17 protein-coding genes are annotated in these 24,651 nt (G+C 37.5%); 15 read left to right on the plus strand and 2 right to left on the minus strand.

The features are described from left to right. Window positions 1–47 precede the first annotated feature (47 nt). From AAGR14_RS04015 to AAGR14_RS04080, 14 genes are all read left to right on the plus strand, one after another. Window positions 48–2,249 carry a peptidase domain-containing ABC transporter gene (locus AAGR14_RS04015; RefSeq protein WP_342647315.1) on the plus strand — a complete coding sequence of 734 codons (2,202 nt, stop codon included), beginning with the start codon at window positions 48–50 and terminating at the stop codon, window positions 2,247–2,249. Then, complete coding sequence (locus AAGR14_RS04020) at window positions 2,242–3,231, plus strand: HlyD family secretion protein (RefSeq protein WP_342647316.1); 990 nt, start codon at window positions 2,242–2,244, stop codon at window positions 3,229–3,231. Before AAGR14_RS04015 ends, AAGR14_RS04020 begins: the two co-directional genes overlap by 8 nt. Before the next feature lie 1,132 nt (window positions 3,232–4,363). Then, complete coding sequence (gene gwsG / locus AAGR14_RS04025) at window positions 4,364–5,299, plus strand: grasp-with-spasm system ATP-grasp peptide maturase (RefSeq protein ID WP_342647317.1); 936 nt, start codon at window positions 4,364–4,366, stop codon at window positions 5,297–5,299. A 13-nt stretch (window positions 5,300–5,312) separates the two neighbouring features. Then, on the plus strand, window positions 5,313–5,522 hold the full coding sequence (locus tag AAGR14_RS04030) for a hypothetical protein (RefSeq protein WP_342647318.1): 210 nt from the start codon (window positions 5,313–5,315) through the stop codon (window positions 5,520–5,522). Next, window positions 5,519–6,526 carry a grasp-with-spasm system SPASM domain peptide maturase gene (gene gwsS, locus AAGR14_RS04035; RefSeq protein WP_342647319.1) on the plus strand — a complete coding sequence of 336 codons (1,008 nt, stop codon included), beginning with the start codon at window positions 5,519–5,521 and terminating at the stop codon, window positions 6,524–6,526. The genes AAGR14_RS04030 and gwsS (AAGR14_RS04035) overlap by 4 nt, the downstream gene beginning before the upstream one ends. A gap of 2,138 nt (window positions 6,527–8,664) precedes the next feature. Beyond that, window positions 8,665–8,856 carry a hypothetical protein gene (locus tag AAGR14_RS04040; RefSeq protein ID WP_342647320.1) on the plus strand — a complete coding sequence of 64 codons (192 nt, stop codon included), beginning with the start codon at window positions 8,665–8,667 and terminating at the stop codon, window positions 8,854–8,856. A gap of 48 nt (window positions 8,857–8,904) precedes the next feature. Next, window positions 8,905–9,978: a grasp-with-spasm system ATP-grasp peptide maturase gene (gene gwsG / locus AAGR14_RS04045; RefSeq protein WP_342647321.1), complete on the plus strand. Its 1,074-nt coding sequence runs from the start codon at window positions 8,905–8,907 to the stop codon at window positions 9,976–9,978. After that, entirely contained in the window at window positions 9,965–10,180 is a 216-nt protein-coding gene (locus AAGR14_RS04050) for a hypothetical protein (protein WP_342647322.1), read from the plus strand. The genes gwsG (AAGR14_RS04045) and AAGR14_RS04050 overlap by 14 nt, the downstream gene beginning before the upstream one ends. Next, a complete protein-coding gene (gene gwsS / locus AAGR14_RS04055) occupies window positions 10,173–11,237 on the plus strand; it encodes a grasp-with-spasm system SPASM domain peptide maturase (protein WP_342647323.1) in 1,065 nt (354 codons plus the stop codon). The genes AAGR14_RS04050 and gwsS (AAGR14_RS04055) overlap by 8 nt, the downstream gene beginning before the upstream one ends. A 5-nt stretch (window positions 11,238–11,242) precedes the next feature. Further along, window positions 11,243–12,871 carry a vitamin K epoxide reductase family protein gene (locus AAGR14_RS04060; protein ID WP_342647324.1) on the plus strand — a complete coding sequence of 543 codons (1,629 nt, stop codon included), beginning with the start codon at window positions 11,243–11,245 and terminating at the stop codon, window positions 12,869–12,871. A gap of 161 nt (window positions 12,872–13,032) precedes the next feature. Continuing rightward, window positions 13,033–15,825, plus strand: coding sequence for an outer membrane beta-barrel protein (locus AAGR14_RS04065; protein WP_342647325.1), 2,793 nt, complete (start codon window positions 13,033–13,035; stop codon window positions 15,823–15,825). 46 nt (window positions 15,826–15,871) lie between these two features. After that, window positions 15,872–18,046: a peptidase domain-containing ABC transporter gene (locus tag AAGR14_RS04070; protein WP_342647326.1), complete on the plus strand. Its 2,175-nt coding sequence runs from the start codon at window positions 15,872–15,874 to the stop codon at window positions 18,044–18,046. 1 nt (window position 18,047) lies between these two features. Continuing rightward, window positions 18,048–18,836, plus strand: a complete 789-nt coding sequence (locus tag AAGR14_RS04075) for an HlyD family secretion protein (protein ID WP_342647327.1) — start codon at window positions 18,048–18,050, stop codon at window positions 18,834–18,836. Next, window positions 18,833–19,555, plus strand: a complete 723-nt coding sequence (locus AAGR14_RS04080) for a LytTR family DNA-binding domain-containing protein (RefSeq protein ID WP_342647328.1) — start codon at window positions 18,833–18,835, stop codon at window positions 19,553–19,555. Before AAGR14_RS04075 ends, AAGR14_RS04080 begins: the two co-directional genes overlap by 4 nt. A gap of 15 nt (window positions 19,556–19,570) precedes the next feature. On the opposite strand, the gene AAGR14_RS04085 is transcribed toward AAGR14_RS04080, so the two are convergent. Further along, entirely contained in the window at window positions 19,571–20,212 is a 642-nt protein-coding gene (locus tag AAGR14_RS04085; protein ID WP_342647329.1) for a DUF6624 domain-containing protein, read from the minus strand. Between the two features lie 667 nt (window positions 20,213–20,879). Here AAGR14_RS04085 and AAGR14_RS04090 point away from each other — a divergent pair. Then, window positions 20,880–23,900, plus strand: coding sequence for a thiopeptide-type bacteriocin biosynthesis protein (locus AAGR14_RS04090; RefSeq protein WP_342647330.1), 3,021 nt, complete (start codon window positions 20,880–20,882; stop codon window positions 23,898–23,900). Between the two features lie 14 nt (window positions 23,901–23,914). On the opposite strand, the gene AAGR14_RS04095 is transcribed toward AAGR14_RS04090, so the two are convergent. Next, complete coding sequence (locus AAGR14_RS04095; protein WP_342647331.1) at window positions 23,915–24,646, minus strand: LytTR family DNA-binding domain-containing protein; 732 nt, start codon at window positions 24,644–24,646, stop codon at window positions 23,915–23,917. Between the last annotated feature and the right edge of the window lie 5 nt (window positions 24,647–24,651).

Here is a 24,651-nt window from a genome sequence, read left to right on the forward strand (position 1 = left end):
AATCAATGTAGCAGTTTGGAATTTTATTATTAACAATATACACGTCAATGGCTTTTGCGTTTTACAGGCAACTCAACTCTATGGATTGTGGTCCGGTTTGTTTAAAGATGATAATCAAACACTATGGGAAACACTTTAATACTGATACGCTAAGAAGTCTTGCCGGATTCAATAAAGAGGGCACTTCAGTTCTTGGTCTAAGCGAGGCTGCAGAACAAATTGGTTTTAAAACACGCGGAGTCATGCTGAATTTTCAGCAGCTAATTGCGATAAATCTCCCGTCAATTCTGCACTGGAATCAAAATCACTTCGTGGTACTTATCTCAGTTGTAAGGCGCAGAGGCAGTTGGGTAATTAAAATCGCCGATCCAAGCAAGGGGATCATCCAACTAAGTAAAAAGGAGTTTCTGGATCTGTGGACTTTTGGTGAAAACCAGGAGGAAGATAAAAAATGCGGTGTAGCATTAATAATGACACCTACCGCAGCATTCTATAAAGAACCCGACGACAAAGAGCGTAGTCTCAATTGGCGGGTGATTCTAAAATACTTATCGAATAGCAAGTGGGCAATTTGTCAGATAGTAATTGCTCTCGCGGTAACTGCCGGTTTGCAACTGCTGATACCATTTTTTACTAGAGCCGTTATTGACGTCGGAATAAATGCGAATGATACAAACTTAATTATTGTCGTCCTGCTGGCGCAACTGGCCCTGATTTCCGGAAAAACAGCACTAGACTTCATCAGAAGTAGAATCCTATTTAAAATCTCAAATATAATTAACATATCTATTCTTTCAGATTTCTGGATCAAGCTGACGGCACTTCCTGTTTCTTATTTTGATTTGCATCACACGGGGGACACTTTACAGAGAATAAACGATCATAAAAAAATCCAGGATTACTTAACAGGTTCCTCGTTGGGAACCCTATTTTCGATTATCAGCCTTGTAACTTTATCCTTCGTGTTGTTATCCTTCGACAAAATATTATATATCGTTTTCTTTTGCGGAAGCGCACTATATGTAATCTGGATAGCATTCTTTCTGGGCATACGCCGTAAACTTAACTACAAATCTTTCCATATTTATTCAAAAGAAAATAATGCTACACTGCAATTTGTTCAGGGGATGCAGGAGATTAGACTCAATAATGCTGAACAGTTGAAACGATGGGACTGGGAAAATCTACAAGCAAAAATTTTTAAATTAAATCTCAAATCATTAACATACAGTCAAATCCAAGAAACCGGATCACTGTTCATAAATCAAGGTAGAGATCTTTTTATTACCTTTTTGGCAGCAAAACTTGTAATTCAAGGAAATTTAACTTTAGGTTCCTTGGTAGCTATTCAATATATAGTCGGACAACTAAGCAATCCGGTTGAACACGTTGTTAAATTCATTCAGGCGACTCAGGATGCTAAGATCAGTTTGGAACGTATTAATGAGGTGCATCAGCTACAAGATGAGCAAAATCCGGAAATTGACTATATAAGCCAACTTCCAGAAAATAAAACGATTGTTTTAGAGAGACTATGCTTTAAGCATCCAGGATCTGGATTGAGATTTGCCCTGGAGGATATATCTGTAGAAATTGAGGCTGGTAAAGTTACAGCGATCGTCGGCATGAGCGGAAGTGGAAAAACTACACTTATTAAACTTTTAATGAAGTTTTACGATTATTATGAAGGTGATGTAAAGATAGGAAATACTCATTTAAAGGATATAAATCCAACTTTTTGGCGGCAACAATGCGGAGCTGTGCTTCAGGACGGTTATATTTTCAATGACTCTATCGCTAAAAATATTGCAATTGGCTCCGAAACGATAGATCATGACAAGCTAGTTTCCTGTGCAAAAGCAGCAAATATTTACTCATTCGTTGAAACGTTGCCTAACGGGTTTTACACTCTTCTCGGAACAGATGGAGTAGGTATAAGTCAAGGGCAACGGCAACGTTTACTCATCGCAAGAGCGCTGTATAAGGATCCCCTATATTTGTTTTTCGATGAAGCAACGAATGCATTGGATGCCAATAATGAAAAACTTATATCTGAGAATTTAAAATCTGTGTTCTCAAACCGAACGGTCATTATTGTTGCGCACCGGCTTAGCACCATAAAAAATGCAGATAAAATAATATTCTTACATGAAGGTAGAATTGTAGAACAGGGTAATCACATAACTTTAACCGAATCTAGAGGGATGTACTATGAACTTGTAAGAAATCAATTTGAATTAGATGGATAAACAAGAGAATAAAGTTCTATCTTCAGAAATGCTCGGGATTATAAACAAAGAGAAAGCGAAATCAGATAAGTATCGCCGCTCTATCCTGACTCAGGATATTTTATCACAGAAAAGGAATTTTACTAATGACTGGGCGCTGTTAATTGTCGTTGCTATTATCGGGATACTGTTTCTAGGCGCCTCATTTATTCGCTTTCCTAACTATATCGTATCAAATGCTGTCATAGTTGCAACGAATTTACCATCACCTGTAATAGCAGGACACCGTGATACTTACCATTTAATGGTTAGAAACTCGGCGTTTGTAACGAAAGGCGAGATCTTAGCAGTGGTACCTGGACAAGGCGATTACACACAAGTATTGAAATTAGAAAAATTATTAAGGAGCAGACGGAAACCAAATGAGTTAATGCCTATTCTGGAGGCAACTAAAATGAATTTTAACTGTTTGGGTAAGATTCAGGCATTGTTTGATAATATGTTCAGCAAGCCGACGGGAATTAGCGGTAGGAACACTCATCAATTGATGGTGGCTGTAAGTTCTTGGATTGACGAATATACCCTCCGATCTTCTTCTGATGGGAGATTATACTGGGATGTTGCTACCCTGAAATCTATCTTGAGTTTTCAGGAAAGCACCACCGTCGCTCATATCGTTCCTCGCTCAGCATATTATCTGAGGCTTGCTTTGGATCAAAATCAACTAGGAAGGGTCCATATCGGACAGGCAGTTCAAGTCAGAGTCAAGACATCATCGGGCGCTGATAAAAGCATTTCAAACGGCAGTATAAATAATATCTCAGAAGTGATGGATCAAGGGAAATTTGATGTGTTTGTCAGCTTACCTAAAGGTCATAGAAATTTCTCGCAAGGTGCTTGGCTAAAAAGCGGATTGAAATGCAGAGCGTATATCATTGTTCAAAATCAGAATCTGCTGCAAGCCCTCTTCAATGCAATTTTTAACAGGCCAAAGTCTGATTAGTGATCTTCTATATAGCCATTTTATGACATTATTGACGATCCGAAATATTAATGAGCATAGTAAAAAAGCTTCAAATTCGGTAATGCCGTTTAAATTAGCTTCATGCTCGACCACCTCAAGTGGTATATTATAAAGCGTAAGATGGAATTAGAGTTATTACTTTAAGATCAAAGTTCCTCAACAAATTGTGAATTAAGTGCATCAAATTTATTCTATTATATAAATTCCTTACTTAAATTGCACATAAAAATCTTGGCTACGTGATTTATACGATTGATACACTCAATGATTCACAGGTAAGTTTTTTGATTTACATTGATGCTAAAATTTACATTGACTTTTATGAGTTCAATAATCAAATACCACGAGGATCCAACGTATACCATTTGATCCACAGGGATATGTGAACTGGGGCGGATTCAATTGTTAATGGCCGTCTTAAATCTTTTGCAAGGAGCCCTTTATCTCCAAAAATTTGACTACGTCTATTCACTCAAAGGCAAGCAATTTTTAGGCTTCTATATTACTCCTCACGATCCTTAGGGAGAATCGATTTAATCAATGCTGCACAATTAATACATTGGGCATACAAGTTAACCAGAACTTCGTTGAAGATCAACGAAAGTGAAATTTCAAGCGAACGCTACCAAAAAATCTCGTACCTTATGGCGGATCAATGTGATTCACCATTACAGCTAATTGCGCTCAATTTATTATAGTACACATTACTGAGCATCCAGAAGAGCTAATGTGTTTCAAATATACGTTGATCACAGATGAGTTAACTACTAAAACGACTGCAATGAATTTAAAGTTCTGTGATAACGTGGCCGATAATAATTTGAGATACATCGATTAGTCAGACAATACAGGCAGGCCGAAAACGATGACAATAGGAGATTTACCTAGAATTAGAAGCAGCGAAGCTCATTATATTCGGAAGTTTGATTGCGCTGTAGACAAAAAAAATATAAATACGCTTAGCGGAAAGCTAACAGACAAATAATAGTTAACATGTACCTATTAAGGCAGGCCTGTAACCATTTGTTTACTATAGAATTGATGTAATTTATAGGAATTTATGATAGTAATTTTAAGTCATCATAACAGTGAATTTACCTCCGAACTGATAATGGATTGGATACATTATTATGGACACGAATGCCAGCGCACAAATGGTATTGACCTACTCGGAGATTCTAACTTTTGCATAAAATTGACCAACGATAAGAGTGTCAGCCTACAGACAGAATCAGGTTTAGAATCTGCGGATGTTTTATGGTACAGGCGCTGGAATAGATCAAGAAGTTTAGAAGCGCACATACCGGTAAATGAAAAAATGCTTCATGAAGACGTAATCTCTCTTGTTAAATCAGAATTTGATGGACTTACACGCGCGCTGTTTTTCGCCATGAATAAACAGAAATGGGACGATACGCCAGAATACATTCAAGATTACCCAATCAAAATGAAACAATTAGAAGTTGCGCGATCGGTTGGATTACTGATACCTAAAACTATTGTCACTAACAACAAAAGAGATTTGCAGGTATTTATGCAAGAAAATCATATTGAAAATTTAATTATCAAACCTATCAAGAATGGCACCGCTATTAGTTCGACCGAAGGCACTTACGTTACTTACACTTCTAAAGTATCAGAAAGCCTATCAGAAGTTCCCGATACGTTCTTTCCGTCTCTATTCCAAGAAGCAGTAATTAAAGAGTATGAGATCAGAACGTTTTTTTATATGGAGGAATGTCATTCGATGGCAATTTTTTCAGCAAGGGATGAAAAAACTTCTGTGGACTTTAGAAATTATAATTTCGAAAAACCTAACCGAAACGTCCCCTATAAATTACCTGATGATGTCGAAGCCAAAATTAGAAATCTTATGAAAAGCTTAAATTTAATAAGTGGTTCTATTGATATATTGGTTAATAAATCTGGTGATCATATATTTTTGGAAGTAAATGCTGTTGGGCAGTTTTCAATGGTGTCATTTCCTTGCAATTATTATTTGGAAAGAAAATTAGCCCGTAGCCTTATCCTTAAACAAGAAAAATAGATTAGTTAATTGTATGGAAACAAAATCAAAAATTAAAGAGCCTTTGTTGCTGAAATTTTTAACACCAATTTCCAATGTTGATAGCATTAAAGAACCAACCGGAGAAAACACCTTTTACAACGCTGGTGAATTTAATGTAGTTCCTTTCTATAAATCCATCAGCCTGCTGATTGGTCATCAAAATATTCTACGCCAAGAAAAGTCATCAAAAATTAGCACATGAGTAAAATGACATTGTTTGCTAACTGTATTCCAGTAAGAGGAGCAACAAGAAGTATTATTTGCGATCTGCAGAGAACTACCTATGAAATTATACCAAGTTCGATGTGTGAGTTCCTCACCTATTACAGTGGTAAAACACTGGAGGAGATTAAGAAAGATTTTTCCAAAGAAGATCAAATGATAATAGATGACTATGTCAATTATTTAGTTGACAAAGAGTATGTTTTTTTTTCGGACCATCCTGAAAACTTTCCTCCGCTGAACCTGGAGTGGGACTCCCCAAGCATGATAACCAATGCTATTATAGACTTCGACTTAGCCTCAAATCATGATTTTAAGAAAATTATTGATCAACTTACAGTTCTACGCTGCCAAGCACTTGAGTTAAGATTTTTCGATGTGTATCCCATTTCTTTTATTAAACAGTTAATCGAGCAGACCAAGAATTCTTCTTTAAGATATGTAAGCCTTGTCATCAAATATGATGCAATACTGAACGATATTAATTTAAAAGAATTGTTGTCAGCTAATTCTGTCTTAACGCATATTTTGATTCATAACTGCCCTTACAACGTATTGTCTGAACTGGAAAATTCAGTTTTTTATACAACAGATGAATTATCTGATGAAACCCACTGTGGAGTCATAAGTGAATTCAACTTTTCAGTAAATATAACATCATTTACCGAATCATTGCACTTCAACAGCTGCCTGAACAGGAAGGTGTCTGTTGATAAAAGAGGGGAAGTGAAAAATTGCCCTTCCCTCGCGGTATCGTTCGGTAACATTAACTCCGTAAATCTGTGTGATATTGTTCAGCAAGCGGAATTTAAGAAAACCTGGACCATAAAAAAGGATCTTATCGAAGTGTGTAAGGACTGTGAATTCAGATACATATGCACAGACTGCCGGGCTTATGTAGCAGATCCTTTTGCTAAGCCTTTAAAGTGTAGTTATGATCCATATCATCCGGAGGAATCCAATTTCTACAATTCGTTGTTATGAATGACAAAGTCATACATCAAATCTGGCTAACAGAAAGTGATCCAGCAATTTCGGAGTACTACTTGGAATTAAAAGAAATTTAGTTCAAAAATCATTCTGATTGCCAATCTATTCTTTGGGACGATGAAGCCATTATTCAACTCCTCAACAATACATATAATTATCTGGCGGAATTTTTATGCTCTTACAGTTAAGTATACAAAAAATAGATGTGTCGAAATACCTGATTGTTTACGAGATGGGAGGAGTCTATATCGATATGGACTACGAATGTAGTTAGCCGGTTTTTAATTTGTTTGAAAACCACGACAGTTATTCGGCAGAAGAGACATCAGACCTTAGCTAATCGGTAACGCTATTTTTTCATCTCCAAAGAAGGGCTTATTTTAAAATCCGTCATTAACAATCTCACTAACACTTTGAAAAGCTGTGTATATCCTCCTGACGATAAATAAATAATGTTTTAAATACGACAGGTCCAGAGTGTTTAGTTCAGCCTATCAGGAATATAAGTTAAAAGATACCGGCATATAGCCTTAAGTGAATTTTTGTCACCGATAACTTCATTGGAAAGCCGGGAGCTTTTAGCCTGACGTGTTGTCCCGATTCGCTAATCTCTAAAATAAGTGAATCCTATGCGATTCATTATTTCTTTTCACTTTGACTAAATTGAAATGTATAAGAATGTAGCTTCAGGATATGTTTGATTTTAAAAAAAATAAATTTACCTGGCTTTGTAATCTATTACTGAACATCCGCTTTTCCTTCTAATGGTCTCAGAATAATACAATATTGACATCTTGATGGTTAGCACGTCTAGTCTTATTATCTTAAATATTTTTTATAAAGTATAAAATGACGTGCAAAAGTGCGAACAGGTTATAAATGGTCAAAGCATCAATTGATACTGAATCCTTGCCAGTGTTGAGGTGGCATAATAAATTCAATTTAAACCCTTACTGTCGTATGCGGCTGTAATATAAATCTTGGTCCTCAGTCGGGTGTTTCTCAGAAAGCTCCATTAACTTATTGATGGTCTCTGAATCATCACGAACAATCTTATAACAAAACACGGATTTGGTCAGTTTTACTATCCTGCAAGTCCTGCTTATGTTTACCCAGAGATATTCCGTTAAATGAGCAACCATGTTCTTGCGCTGGCAGGGCTTCAGAATTTTTTCCGTATTACGTCCTTTAACAGGCTGTGATCTAGCGCCAGGTCCGCATACATATGCTTTGGCTTCCGGCTCTCCTCTTCTAGCTCCTTCAGCTGCTCTAGTTCTTGGCTGTCATGCCGGCATATAATTTACGCCAGTTGTAAAAAGCCGCGCTTGTGAATGCCGAGTTCCCGACATACATCGTTCAGCTCACGGCCGCCTTCGTATTCTTTGATGGCCTTAATAATCTGCGCTTCGATAATAATAGGGTTCTTTGTCGTTGGCTGTTTAACGTTAAGACTTTTCGCCCTTTAAGCAGTTCGGTTTTTAGGAGGGGATATAGATTTAATTAATGGCGGTTGGTTTAATTATCGGGTTTATTGAATATATCTTATTTGAACCGGTAAAATTCAGCTCTTTATCCAAAGCTTATCGTCACAGTTCAGGTTATTACAATAGCGAAAATAACGTAACTCAAGTTTGGAAATCCTGTTATGGAACAGCAAGAGCCATTAGTTACATTACCGTTTTTTTTCAGGTAGCGTCGTGACTCTCCTGGCTACCTACTTAATTAAACGATACCTGTTTTTTTTGCCGGTCGGCGATGTGGAGATATTAGACACGGTGTACTCAACCACAATTTGACGGTCAATTTAGAAAATGCGTTAAAATTACTTGAACAACTTCTAATAGTTAATAAATATTGACCTTTTGTAGCAATCATTCTAAGAAAATATTAAGATTTCTCATTATATCTGTGATTTATAAACACAATAATCACGCAATTAGTGATTTCGTCAAAGTAGAGCAGTGTTTGATGTAATCAATTTTTCACCGCTTCAATAAAACTATATTTTAGAATATCAACAATTTGATTGATGAGGCAGTTATGAACATTTTTAATTCAATATAGTGTTCCTGGATAACTCTCCCCAGGCAAATTTATGGAGGGAATCTTTAAACCATTACTTACTTTTTTTTATGGAATTTTTCAATTTAAATTTCGATGAGCAGCCGTTAACAAGAGAAGACCTGTTGCGCATCAAAGGTGGTGTAAACCCTGCTTACACTGTATCAGGATGTACAGGTTGTTCAGACACTGCTTCAGGTCACTTATCGGATGACGGTGATTCGCTGACCGCTGACTGTACAGACGGCTGTACAAAAGACTAACCTTAAAAGCAGGAAAGGGAAACCTTTCCTGCTAAATTATGCTGCAGGATGATCCTTATTATTAGTCAGAGTTATATTGATGCCCCAACCGACTATGTTTATGATTGGTTGAAATGCCTTGGTGTGCCATGCCGTCGGTTAAATGGTGTTGACCTAATTAAGAACTTAGGCTTTGGAATCAGGCTTGGTGGTGGTGCGGAGGATATGCAAATGCATTCCGGCAAAATCAACCTACAAGATATTAGTGCCGTCTGGATTAGACGGTGGATTACTCATTACGAATTTACAAAGGTGCGCTTTGAAAGTGAAGAAGAAGCACTTCTGGGTGATGTGATAGAGCGATCGAACAGCAGTCCATTAGAAGGTGATAAAGCCAGCTCAGTGCTTAAAGTATTAGCAGACGACATTAATGAGCACATTGATGGAGAATTTAGAGGGTTAAGCCACTACTTTTTTGAGTTTATCAAGGATAAACCAACCCTTGGTAATAGGTTTTACGCTGGAAAAGATCCTAGTAAAGCTCATCAGTTGTTAGTTGCCGCAAAAGTTGGCTTATCGGTTCCGGCTACATTGATTACAGATTCAAAAGTGGAATTGCAAGCCTTCAAGACTCAATATAAAGGCATTATTTGTAAAAATATCGCTGATATAGGTTTTTTTCATTTCATTTCATCGGCTGCAACTTACACACATCTGTTAACTGATAGTGATATTGAGGCACTCCCAGAAAGTTTCTTTCCAACGCTGTTTCAGCAATCGGTTGATAAGGAGTTCGAGATTAGGGCTTTCGTATTGGGAGAAGAAATTTACAGTATGGCGATTTTTTCATCAAAAGATGAAAGAACTGAGGTTGATTTTCGTCGTTACAATCACCAGAATCCGAACAGAAATATTCCTTTCAAACTTCCAGCCGAGACAGAAATACAAATCAAAAATTTTATGAAATTAACTGGTTTGCAAACGGGATCGATCGATCTTATTTATTCAAAAACAGGCGAATTTGTTTTTTTGGAAGTCAATCCGGTTGGGCAATTTAGTATGGTGTCGACTCCATGTAATTATAGGCTTGAAAAGAAAGTGGCTGAACATTTAATAAATCTATCTCAAAATGGGCGAAACTGATCAAGAGATTTTGGGCGTTTTCATGCGCTCTTTATCGGATGAAAAAAAAAGGAACATCCCTTTAACCGCTTTGTATGTCAAAGACTTGTCGCCAGGATTAGTCAAGGTTGATAAAAGTAAGGAACACCACACGGAAAAACTGCCTTGTTATTGGTTCTATAAGCCTGTCTCCCAACTTTACAAAACTTTTGAAAATGAGTAAAATGGTATTATGTGCCAATTGTTTTCCTGTTAAAGGATATACAAGAAGCATAATTTGCGATGTTATCAGATATAAATATGATTTCATCCCTAATTCAATGTATATATTTCTTAAGAACTATAACCGTACCGACCTCGAAGTACTTAAAGCAACGCTAAGTCCAGATCAAAGAGTGATAGTAGAGTCTTACATTGATTTTTTACTCGATCGGGATTACATATTTTTTACCGACAACCCGGAATATTTTCCGGAAGTTGAGATTGCCTGGGACGAATCTTCAGTAGTCACTAACGCGATTGTTGATTTCGACGAACATTCTCAGCATTCTCTTAATAAGATTGTCTCAGAATTAAATCATCTTAGATGCAATGCGCTGGAAATTAGAACGTTTTTTCCGAAAAATGCAGCGGAAATTGAAGCAATCACACAATCTCTCTCGGAGAGTAGTTTGAGAAGTGTACAATTTATTTTAGCATACCATGAGGAGTATACACGCTCTTACTTTCAGAACCTGATGAAAAAAAATCAGCGGTTAATGTCGGTAGTTATTCACTCCACACCAGATCCTGAATTGTTCAAGGAGAATCCTGAAAATTATAATATATTTTTTATCACCAACCCCATAGAGTCTGAAGCTCACTGCGGCGCTATTTCTAATTTTAACTTTGCATCGAATATTTCACTTTTTATGGAATCCCAGTTTTATAACAATTGTTTAAACAGGAAAATTTCTATTGATAAACGTGGGTTCATAAAAAACTGTCCATCTATGCAAAATGATTTTGGGCATCACTTTGATGTAACTTTGTCAATGGCTTTGGATGTTCCGGAGTTCAAAGAATTATGGAGTGTGAAAAAGGATGATATTAATATTTGCAAAGATTGTGAATTCCGTTATATCTGTACCGACTGTCGGGCGTATACACAATATAATTCATCCCATCTGGGAAAGCCTTTAAAATGCAATTATGATCCCTATGCGGCTGTTTGGGAGACGGAAAAAAGCCCTTTTTCTACTGCTATGGCTAGCCCGGCAGACACAGCTATCAGCATTTGATGTAAATGAAATTAAATCCGCTTGAATCGGCTAGAAAGGAGCAAAATTGTTTTGACATTGCTTGTGAGGTTATCAAACTCTCACGTTTAAGAGTGTCAAAGACATCCCTTCTTTCATCCTTCCAAAAGCATCCTTATAACGGAACTTTATTAAGTCTTACTGATATATTCAACTCATTTGGTATCAAGAGTAAAAGTGTATTGATAAAAAGTGAGAAGCTTTCACTTCTTCCAAACCCTTTTATAGCGGAAATACGCGGAGATGCTCAGTTAAATTATTTTTGTGTCGTTAAATCTATTGACAACGATAAGCTTGAATATTATGAGCCTATCAATAGACGGTGGCGCGTGACAGACTTGGTGACATTTGTACAGCAATGGACCGGAGTCTGTTTGCTAATGGATCACAAAAATTATATACCCGAGAAAAGTTACATCAGCAACGCCGTTCATGAGACACTGGTGTTGATAATAAGGTATCTGTCAATTTTCATCATTCCCGCCTACCTCATAGTTAGCTTTCTACAACTCGTAGCTAACTGGCAACAAAAAAGTATTATATCAGCCCTCTTTCTTCTGACATTTCTTGCCGGCAGCATCTTAACATCTTTGCTGCTTTCGGATGAGGTTCAAGGTGATGATTCTCTTTTGAAAAAGATTTGTAATCCTTCCGGTAAAGTCAACTGCCAAACAGTTGTCAAATCATCAGCCGGAAAAGTGTTTGGTTTTTCCTGGAGTATAATTGGATTTATTTATTTTTTTGGTGGGATGATCAGCATATTATTGCTGGGCATAAACGACCAGCCTTTGCTGAAAAGTTTATTATTGCTTTCATGTTTAACGTTTCCTTTTATTTTTTATTCAATATATGTACAGCTCTTTAGAATTAAGATGTGGTGTACAATGTGTCTTGGCATTGTTGCCTTGTTAATAGTACAGGCATGTTGTGCTTTACAATTTCATGACAGTATATTTACGTGGGAGAATGTTTGGAACCCTCTAAGAGAATTACTGTTAATCTACATTGCCGTCGCTGCAATGGTCCATCTTCTTCTTACAAGGTTCAGATTAAGTAGGGATGAGCAAAACAGTAGTGTCAATTTAAATCGACTTAAATATAACGCTCATGTTTTTAATACTTTACTGCAACAACAGCCTAAAATAATTCCAGATGAGATGTTGGGGGTTACTGTAGGAAAGAAAGATGCTAAGATAAAATTGGTCAAAGTTTGTAATCCATACTGTTCGCCTTGTATCCAGTCTCATGCTGTCGTGGAACGATTGATCACTGAAAATCCCAACGTTCAAGTTCAAATTATTTATAATATTCCCAACACACCAGATGACAATTCGGCTAATCTGATCAAGTTTTTTATGTCTGTTGGCCGCACCAGTGATGCAATAGTTGTCAGGGAAACACTATCTGACTGGTATTCTGGAGCAACCAGAAGTTATGTTGAGTTCATCGAAAACCGGATTTTACCTGCCAGTTTAGATCAGTATGGCGTTGACTTAGATAAGATGGTCAATTGGTGTCAATCTATGAATGTTGGCGAGCAGTCTCCTATTTTCTTCGTAAACGGTGCCAAATTGCCTGACGTTTACACAATTGAAGATATGCTTTATATTTTGTGACCAAGGTCTCTAATTAATATAGGTGCTCCAAATGCTAATTCGTGTAAGTAAATCATAGCTTCACAGCAAATTCTTATCCTTTCGTGTAATGTTGGTTGTGGGCACTGTTTAGTTCTTATCGGTTGAATTAAATTAGCAAATGTTACTCCTCGTATACGTCTATGATAAAACAACTACAAATACTTTTATTGCTACTTATTTGCTACTCATCTGGCTTTAGCCAGAACTTCTCTCAGGAATTGATTGTCAAAGCAGTCAATGTAAAGAACCAGGAGATTGTAGATAACAGATTAATCTCCGTTTCACTCTTAAATGTAAAAGATTCAACCTTCGTCCAGCAGCTTCGCTGGACTGAGCGAAGTAATGTTTCATTAAAGGGAATTAGGGACGGAAAATATATCCTTTTTTATCAGGCCGAAGGATTCATTCCCCGCTATGAAGATATTATGGTCCGAAACGGGCAGGTTGCTGAAGAACTTCATGTAATTAACTTTATTCCTAAGCAGATTTCACTCGGAGAGGTTGTTGTTAAAGGTGCTAGAACAAACATTGCTGTTAAAGGTGATACAACCGATTATAATGCACTCGGATATGTCACACAGGTTAACGATAATGTAGAAGCTCTTTTGAAGAAGCTTCCCGGTATAGATATAAGCAGAGATGGTAAAATTACCGTACAAGGTAAAACGGTCAATAAAGTTTTGGTAGATGGTAAAGAATTTTTTGGAAATGATCCGAAAGCTGCCATCAAAAATTTACCTGCAGATGCTATCGCAAAAGTACAGGTTATTGATGATAAGACCGATCGGACAAAGAATACAGGCATCGACGACGGACAACGCGAAAAAGTCATCAACTTAAGCTTGAAAAATGATAAAAAGAACGGATGGTTTGGAAATATTGCAGCTCAACCAGGCACGGGTAGCCGTTATCTGGCGCAAGCTAATTTGAACAAATTCAATGAACGGTCTCAGTTATCTGTTATTTCCTTAAGTAATAATATCAATGAAACGGGATTTTCACTTGAAGATTTGAACAATTTTACAAACGGGAGTACTTATAGTTTCTTTGGATCTGGGAATGGCACATTAAATTTCAGTGTAAGCAATTCAGGCAGGGTTAACGTTAATAATGCTTTCTCAGGTCTTGACGGAGGTCTTGTGAAAAGCCATAATGGTGGTATAAATTTTTCTGCTCAATACGGCAAAAGAAAGCAATTGAAATTTAATATCAGCGTCATGGGACTATTAAGTTCGAATGATATCACGCAGAAAACCGAAATCAACGATATTCCTAATAATTTATTAACCAGCCAGCTCAACCAAGGCTCAAATTCCAACGACCTCTATCGGATTAATTTAAATTTTGATTATACAATAGATACATTGACTTCGTTTCGGTTCAAGCCATTTTTTACCAATGGACAAAAAAGAAGCAACAGTGTTTTACTTTCGACAACAACTCGGGAGGATCTGAGTTTCGTCAATAACATCAGGCAATTTCTGGAGCAAGCAAGTACTAGCCCTAGTGTCGGCGGCCAGATCGGTATCAACAAGAAATTAAGGTATGGTCAAGGGTCGATCAACTTCTTTACCTATGGCAGCTATTCCGACAATAAACTTAATTATACCAATGATTTACTAATCAACGCTGTATCTGCGAGCAACCCAACGGGCGGTAATGTTCAACAACAGACCAGCCAAGGGAATAATGGTGGATTCTTTACAAGTACGCTGTCCTACATCAAACCATTGAGTAAAAAACGGAAGGTTAACCTCACCTTGAGCCAGATAGTAGATTTTCGTAAGGAAACGGCAAGTCAATACACCCTAGACTATAATCCGCTCAATGGTAATTACGAAATTTACAATGCAAATTTTAGTGGGAATATCACCAGTACCAACTACCGATATACGACCACTGCTGGAATAAATAAGGTTTCTGACGAAGTTACATTAAATGCCAATTTAGCTGTCGCTAGACTAGGCTTACGGGGTGAGATTCAAAACTCTGTCAGTGAGGGTGTTGACAGGGAGATTTGGGCCTTTGTTCCAAACATCAGCGGCCTTTTCCGTCCAAAGAAAGGTACCAGTCTATACATAGCATTAAAAGCAGATGTTCAAATGCCGTCGGCAGCAGATTTGCAGCCGATTCTCAATAATTCTAATCCACTTTACATACGGTCAGGGAATCCGTCCCTTCAGGCCTCACGTTCGTTGAATGCCAATTTTAATTACAATACATTTAATTCGGCAACAAACACCTTGTTAACTATCAACGGGCTCTACACACAATATTGGCGGGGATTTTCGACTTCAAGCAGCGTTGATACAAATGGTATAGCCAGGACATTCCCTATTAACGTTACGGGCAATTATCTTGTCAGTGGTGGTATTAATCTTGGCTTGTCCCCCAAAATTAATGGCCTGAAAATTAACGCCGGCGTGTCTTCTAATTACAGTCACACGGTTAATTTAATCAACGACCAAATCAATGATTTGTCAAGGATTTCCGGCAGTATCATCATGGGGATCAATTATGATAACAAATATTATCAGCTGGGAGTCCGTCTGGCCCCAACTTTTAATAATGCTAAAAATTCTTATACAAAACTGGCAGATCAGCGGTACTTATCTTTTGATAATAGCTTAAATGTTAGTTTGAATATATCTAAAAACTTCAGGTTGTTTTCCGAGGTTGCTCAAAATTTATACCGTGGCCAGCCTGGTGGTAGCGACATTACATATTATCTCTGGAATGCAGGACTTGAGCAATATTTATTGCATAAACGCAACCTTACAATTGGGTTGAACGCTTACGACCTGCTTGGGCAAAACGCCGCTGTTACCAGGTTCATTACCAGTACTGGTCAGATTCAAAATACTCAGACTAACACCCTTAGCCGTTATATTTACTTGAAGGTAATTTATAAAATTTCCAAGGTCGGCAAATGATCGATATGCTGATTTAGCTTGATGCAATCAAATTTAATTTAATGAAATGAAGAAATTTCCATTTTTCAAACAGCTTGATATCATGGATTGCGGACCAACCTGTATCAAAATTGTAGCTAAATTCTACGGCAAAAACTTTTCGATCCAAAAGCTCCGCGGGCTTACTCAAATCAATCGAGATGGGGTATCTTTATTTGGTATCAGCGATGCTGCAGAGCAACTCGGTTTCAGAACGAGAGCTGTAAAAAGAACAGTTGAACAAATAAAAGAAGTGAATTTTCCCTCAATTCTTTATTGGAAACAGAATCATTTTGTTGTTATTTTCGAGGTAAAGGACGATAAATACCTGGTTGCAGATCCTGCAAGAGGAATCATTACGTACTCCAAACAGGAGTTTTCACGTAACTGGCTTGGAGATGAACAATTTGGTATAGTTCTGATGCTGTTACCGACTCCATCATTTCATGTCCAAGATGATGACAAGGCGACCGGTATAAAATGGTCGTTCTTGTGGCGATATCTTCTTACTTACAAAAGTTTAATTATACAGTTAGTATTTGGCCTGTGTATCGGCAGCTTGCTGCAGTTGCTGACACCATACTTAACGCAGTCAATTGTGGATGTAGGAATCAGTACCGCCAATATCAGTTTCATTTATATCATTTTACTTGCACAAGTCGTGCTAGTCATCGGTCGTGTTAGTGTGGACTTCATCCGTTCGTGGATTCTTCTTCATATAAGCACTCGAATTAATGTATCGATTTTAACAGATTTCCTTATCAAGCTGATGAAACTTCCAATCAGTTTTTTCGACACTAAGCTTACCGGCGACATCATGCAGCGAATGACTGATCAGAGAAAGATAGAGAACTTTCTAACGGGCTCTGCCTTGAGCACGGTCTTCTCGCTCTTTAATTTACTAATATTTTCTATTGCATTGATTTCTTACAATCTCACAATATTTTTTGTGTTTGCAATTTTTAGTTCCGTCTATATGGCTTGGATTGGCATCTTTATGAAACGGAGGCGAGAGTTGAATTTTAAAAGTTTTGATATTTCTGCAAGAAACCAAAGCAGTATAATGCAGCTTATAAATGGAATGCAGGAAATTAAGCTAAACAACTGTGAGAAGCAAAAACGATGGGAATGGGAACATATTCAGGCACAGTATTTTAGATATAATGTGAAAAGCCTGTCTTTAAGCCAGTATCAACAGGGGGGGGCCGCTTTTATAAATGAAAGCAAAAATTTAATAATCACATTTTTAAGTGCAAAAGCGGTAATTTATGGTGATCTTACGTTGGGGGCAATGGTTGCTGTACAGTATATCATTGGACAGCTTAACAGTCCCATCGAGCATTTACTGAGCTTTCTTCAAGGATTTCAAGATGCAAAAATAAGTATGGAAAGGTTAAACGAGATTCATCAGTTAAAAGATGAAGAATCACTTGAATTGGAGGTGAATCACTTTTTGCCGGATAATAAGTCAATTACATTTTCGGATCTAACGTTCAAATACCCGGGAGCGGGAAATTTGAATGTTTTAAAAAATATTAGTTTTTCGGTACCTGAAGGAAAAACTACGGCAATTGTTGGGATGAGTGGCAGTGGCAAAACAACGATTTTGAAACTATTGCTTCGTTTTTATATGCCTGAATCCGGATCTATCAAAGTAGGCGGGCTAGATCTGGCTAATATAAGTTATAAGTCCTGGCGGAATAGCTGCGGTACTGTGATGCAGGAAGGATTCATTTTTTCTGACACTATTGAAAAAAACATTGCTGTGGGGGACGATTATCCAGACCGGGCAAAATTGAATCATGCTATCAGAATTGCGAATATACAGGATTATATAAGCTCTCTTCCATTAGGTCTGAAAACTAAAATTGGTGTTGAGGCGAACGGAATAAGTCAAGGACAACGTCAGCGTATTTTAATTGCCCGAGCTGTATACAAAGATCCGGCATACATTTTTTTTGATGAGGCCACTAATGCTTTAGATGCGAACAATGAAAGAGTGATAATGGATAACCTTAAAGAGTTTTTTGTTAACAGAACGGTCATTGTCGTGGCTCACAGGCTTAGTACAGTAAGTGGTGCGGACAACATAATAGTTCTGGATAAAGGCGAAATTATTGAACAGGGAGATCATGCAAGCCTGACGGCAATGCAGGGAGCCTATTTCCACCTGGTAAAAAACCAACTTGAGTTAGGAAATTAAGATGTTTAAAAAAAAGAATGAGGTCCCTGCCGATCAATTGCATTCGGAGGACATGGACGATATAATCAATGCAGTTCCGTCCTGGGTCGTACGTTGGGGAATAACGATTTTTTTCGTGCAGCTTTTATTGATCTTCTTATTAGCAGGTTTTGTTGAATACCCTGACTTACAGCGTATGGCGCTTAAAATTACTGCGCTCAGTCAACCGGTGACCTTAAATGCTCAGCAATCAGGAATAATTACCTGCATTATGGTTAGGAACCATGAAACGGTCCGTAAAGGACAACCCTTAGCCGTTCTACAGCAACATGCTGATTCAGGCAAGATCAATAACTACAAAGGTTCTGCGCAAGGAACTTTTAAACTCATGATGGATACACTTTATGCGCCCCGGAATGGAATGGTAAGCTACGCCAAACCAATGAGGGTAGGGCAGGAGTTATTCCGGGGACAGTCAGCATTGTATATAGGTGCCAATACACAGAGGTATGTCGGCGAAATGTCAGTTCCTGTAAATTCTCCAAACATCAAGCTTAATCAAACAGTGATCGTTAAACTCAATGGATACCCCTACCAAGAGTATGGTGCTATAAAGGGTAAAATTACTTATATTTCAGATGTTACAACAGAAGATAATACGTTACTGTGTGAAGTGACCTTAGAGCTGACCAAGCTATCTCCATTAGTACACTTAAGAGCAGGTATGACAGCAAATGCAGAAATTATAACACGGCAAACGACACTATTAAGGAGATTAAGTAATGGTTTTGTGCAGAATCAGCTAAAATGAATAAACTCACCTGTTACGTTCTTGACGATGAGCTACATTCTTTAGAGACTTTAGCTGGATATATCACTCAAACCCCCGAGGTAACACTTATTGGTCAATCTACAGATCCAAAATGTGCTTTAGCCGCTTTTAATGCAGGAGACGTGCCTGATATACTATTTACAGACATTGATATGCCTGACTTAACCGGATTGGAAGTCTCGGCGTTGTTGGGAAAGAGGTGTCTTGTCATTTTTGTAACAGCCTACAACAATTTCGCCGCAGAAGCTTACGATAGTGAGGCTTTTGCTTATCTTTTGAAGCCGGTTTCGTATGCTAAATTTCTAGGAACGATTCGCCGAGCAATCGAACAGAAGGTAACTGTAGCCAAGCATGAAGAATTTCTTTTCGTAAGAGGAGAGAACAAGAGCAAAACGTTTAGGGTAGATTTGAAGGATATTGTATATTTCGAAAGTGCAACAAATTATGTTATTGTATCTACCGTTCGCGAAAACATTACAACCTATGTAATGATCAAAGAGTTAGCGGATCATATTCCAGAAAAAGATTTTTCCAGGATTCACAGATCGTTTATCATCAATCATAATCACATACATTATATTCATGGCAACGAGGTAGTGATGACTAACGGCTCACATTTACCTTTAAGCAGTTCCTACAAAGAAAGTTTTCTAGATAAAATTAACAAGAGAACATTGATCTCCAAAAGACTGCTCTGAAATTTAAAACTCAATTTAGTGAAAGTCAGATAAATCAAGAACCTCATAATTAATGTCGAGCAATTTTGCATTTTCTTCCACAGTGTTTTTGAAACCTGCTTTCTTTCTCCGTAAATTGACTTTTTGCGGATTGGCTATAGGCCAAATAAACCAGTCGTTTTTTCCTGTCCGCTTAAGTTGCCTGAATGCGGCCTGCGTGCCGTAAATTTGTTTTTGGTGTTTGTTTACAAGATATCTGTCCTGCATAGTAGCGTAAAGAAAAAATGGGAGATCATTTTTATGCGCCGCTTTGGCGACAACATCAATGTACTTATCAATCTTTGGAGAGTGTTGTATTACGTTCCATGCAACTTCATTGGTAGGGGTGCCCACTAATTTCTTACCAGGGTAACCATATTGGTCAATTACCTTTTCAACAAAGAGCAAGTTAGCAGAATCAATTGATTTTTGTTTGTTCCATAGTAAGTCATCGATTTCCTCAGCGGTCGATTGGAATTTAGCAGCTATTTTTATTTTTTTAGCTGTGTTTGACAGGTCAGAAAGATATCCGCGATATTTTTGATCCAATGACATAATGCTGTCCAATTGACGTCTCAGATACTTCTTATTAACCGATTGAGCCTGTAACTTTGAGCTGACTGATATGGAGAACATCATAAAGATGATTTTGAAAAATTTTAACATATAAATTTTCGAAATGAATTGAGTTCACAAAAAGGTTGGCTTGAGTTTCGACTATAGGAAATCAACAACTCTGACAATATAACAAGTAAGGGTTCAACTCCAAGCCTCTTTTGAAGAATGACATCTTTTGTAGTCAACGTGGAAAGTATGCATGAGATTTTACCACGTTTCCGTCTAGTCTACTGTTAGAGTACACCGCCGAAAAATTAGCTTGTTCATTGCAAATAAGGCCCTTATTTCCATAAGAATTAACTAAACCTAAGATATGATTTATTTAATGCAGATAAAGCATAGTTACATCAATTACTGAAAAAATTACACCATTGGCAAAAATTGGTTAACTAAATAGAAGGATTAAGGGTAACAGATCAGCATATGGATTGACCAGACAGCATTAATCGTTTAGTGAAATTCGCTCCATTGTGAAATTTCAGCAACGCGTCGGTCACGAAAGGTAAAGCACTTATGTCGATTAAATGTGATTTGGTGTAATAAAGAGTCTAATTAATCCGGTGCTCACTAATTTCAGATTAGAAATAATAAATGAGTATTTAAAAGTTCACTTGCAGCCGGATCGAACCTTCAATAATGGTTTTGAAGGTAAGTAATCTTTAGAAGCAAAACCCGTAATCCTAATCACATGTTTACATTTCTACCTGACATTATTTTAAGATCGCCGTTACAAAGTTCTAATGATTTTAAACCGAATAATCTACAACAACAGCTTACTGACCCGTTTTTTAAATTAGCATTATATCTTGCGAGTAGTTCCTTTTATCAACTTTTAGAGGCAAAAAACTTTGATCTTCAATTGTTGACTGAAAAAGAACAATTAACCTTGCTGAAGTACTTCAATCGAATATGTTTTCGATGCACACCCTTCGGCTTTTTTTCGTCCGTGAGTATTTTAAAATGGAATAGAACTCAGAGTGAAGTTCAACTGAGCGCGAGATCAGAAGTTAACCTTTTTATATTGCCGGACCAGCAAATTAATTTATATCGCAAAGGGTTCAACCAACCCGGCCCGGATGATAAAATTGTTTTGAATCCATCGCTTTACAAAACTATAGACGGATATCGCCTTATTCAAACTGTAGTTTTGAAGGAAGGTCGTGTTTTATACCAGCTCTTTGATATTGAACAAGATATTATTCTGAAGAAAGTCATCGATCACTTAAGTACCGTTCAATTAATACCATTAGAGAGATTGTCAGGTTTTATTATCAGTCAAACACTTTGTTCAGTCGTTGAGTCTGATCACTATATAAAAAACTTGTTTGAAATCCAGGTTATTCAACGTCCCATGGACTATTCATTGTATTGTCAGCCAGGTGAGCTCCCCTTGTTACGTGGTATTTGTTTAAATTTATATTCTGCTTTTGTCAGCGCAAACAAAACACCGAATTTTCAGCGATTGCAGGAATTGCAGCTACTCTCTCTGAAAATTAAGCGTTGTTTAGAAAAAAAAAGTGGATATATCCCTCCGGAATTTTATTACACAGTGTCGACTAGAGCAAGCTCAGGCGGCCTTAATTTAAAACATCAAACTCAATTAAAAGAGGCACTATCAGTAATGATGCGCCTTTCTGTTAGGATCAATCCAACGGAACTTAGTTGTTTCACAAAAAAGTTCAAGGCAAGATACGATCGCCAGATTGTTCCCTTGCTACAGGTACTGGATCCTGAAATGGGTTTGGGTTATGGAACATCCTCAGCTACAGGTGCCTTTGGAGAGATGCTGACCGATTTGCCATTAAAAGATTTCCAAAATGAAACTGATATGCCATTCCATCAGCATAAAGCGAAGCAAATGTTTTTGAAAAAGTGGACTTCACCCCAGTTTGATGGCAAAGCAATCAAAATCAGTCAAGACGATTTGCTTCAATTAGAACTACCTGAAGAATCCGCTTTGCCTTTTTCAACACAGGTCATGTTCTCTTTTAGGGGAGATTCGTTGCTGATTGAGTCTGCGGGAGGGGCCTTCGCAGGAGGAATCATAGGGCGCTTTACTTTATTGGATACAGAGATAAACTCATTAGCTCACACGATTGCCATAAAAGAAGAAGAAGCTCATCCCGAGATGATTTTTGCAGAAGTCAATCATCTTCTAGATGCCAAGACAGACAATATCAACTGCCGAAGATTGAACTACAAATATATCATCAATACAGTAAGTGCCTCAAATTTTGGAAATAGTTTGCCGCTTAGTGATCTATATGTTACCTCTTGTAATAATGAAATTGTGCTCTATTCCAAAAGTTTACAAAAACGGGTAATTCCAAGATTTAGCTCAGCCTATAACTACCATAAAAATGATTTAGGGATATTTAAATTTCTTTGTGACCTCCAATATCAAAATTTTCATAGTGACCTCAAAATAAATCTTCCTGCCTTGTTTCCCGGACTTGAGTACTATCCGCGTGTTACGTATCATCAAACAATTCTGAGCGAAGCCCAATGGTATCTTTCTGAAGCAGAAATCTTTCAATTATCTTCAGGCGGGGGTGGTGGGGATCGTCGTTTAAAGCATTTGATTGAAAACCGTCAATTTTCTCGCTATATAGCGTTGACTGAAGGAGACCAGCAACTGGTTATTGATTTACAAGACGAGCGACATAAATTGTTTTTTTTAAAGTGTCTTGAGAAGCAGAAAGCTGGTTGTTGGATCAAAGAATATGATTTAAATCAATCTGACCTAATCCGATGTGATCAACAGGCTTTTGCTGGTCAATTTATTGCTTTTCTTGTCTCTGACGTTCGTCGCTTTAAGATCGTGCCTTTCAACGACTCCATTAACCGATCTTTAATACAACGCAATTTCGGACCCGGAAGCGAGTGGCTTTATTTAAAAATTAAAGTGTCCTCTAGTTATGCTGATTCGTTGTTAAAAAAAGTGTATACCAAAATTCTCCGAAACACCAATCATGGTGTAAGAGTCTGGTACTTTGTGAGGTATGATGAAGGTGGCAGTCACCTCCGCCTACGAATCAATTTGGCGCAGGAACGTTTAGGGGACATCATGCAAGCATTTCAAAAAGTCTTGAAACGCGATATTGATCATCATCTTGTTGAAGCCATTCAATTAGATACTTATTCTCGTGAAATCGAAAGATATGGTTCAGATATAATCGAAAATGTGGAAAAATGGTTTCATTCAAGCAGCGAGTTTCAGATCGCTTTCAGTAAGATCTCACAGCAGAATAAAGCATTTCATTTGTGCGCATTCATTCCAATGCTTATGGCTGATTACTTAATCAGCCAATTCCTTCCATCCAATTCTGAGCAGTTTGCGTTTGTCAAAGAAGTGATGACTAGCCTGTTAGGAGAGAATACAGAAAAAAAGTCATTGAAAGTTGCGCTTGATCAGAAATTTCGTGTCATGGCCAAAGATTTTCACTATGTCATAGATAATTCTGCGAATCTATGTCGCGACCTTAAAATTTCTTCCCACGTCAGGCGCCTGCGTTTGCATACGTCATCTTTATTGATTCAGGTAAGTCATGTTAAGAAAATTCGACGATATCAGCTCCTGGCAGATTTAGTGCATATGCATTTAAACAGAATGTTCATACACCGGCAAAGGCATCATGAGTTGGTTACCTATTATTTTTTATACAAAAAGAAGTTGTCTGAGAAAGCTCTATCTAATCAATGCTTATAACATTTTGCGCTTATTTATTTTCGATTGGTTTTGACGGTAAATGAAGTAATGATATCCATAAATTCGTTTTTGAAGCTTGCGCCTAACGGAAGGATGATGTGTTCCGCCAACTTAACCATATTCCCTTCCACAGATCTTATCTTACGAAGATTGACGATATATGATTTATGAACACGCGCAAATTTGGTATAAGTAAGAGCTGCCATCATTTCATTCATCGTTAAATAGGTAATATACTTGCCGCCTCCTGTTGTAAAGATTGTAATGTAGTTTTTCAGCCCTTCGACATAGATAATGTCGTCAACGTGAAGTTGTAATACTTTTCCGCGTACTCCCGGGTTTATGAAAATAAAGTCATTGGGCGACTCGGTTTGTATGGGGACCGGAAACCCAATCATTCCGGTTACCTTATCTATGGACTTGAGAAATCTTGCGAAGGATATTGGCTTAAGCAGATAATCTGCAGCGTTGACACCAAAAGCATCTAAGGCATAATTCGGAAAGGCCGTTATAAAAACTTTGAATAGTTTAGGTGGCAGCAAGTCTGCTAATTCAATCCCGGATAATTCAGGCATATCTATATCGAGAAAGACCAAGTCTGTTCTTTGGGCATCTTTTAGTTCTCGCAAAGCCGTGAGTGGTTCAGATGTATATCCGGCTAATTCAAGATGCGGGACTTTGTTAATATAGTTAACCAGCGTGTCTATCGCATGGGTTTCATCATCAATTATAAAGCACTTAATCATTTTAT

Source organism: Mucilaginibacter sp. CSA2-8R (assembly GCF_038806765.1).
Taxonomy (GTDB): domain Bacteria; phylum Bacteroidota; class Bacteroidia; order Sphingobacteriales; family Sphingobacteriaceae; genus Mucilaginibacter.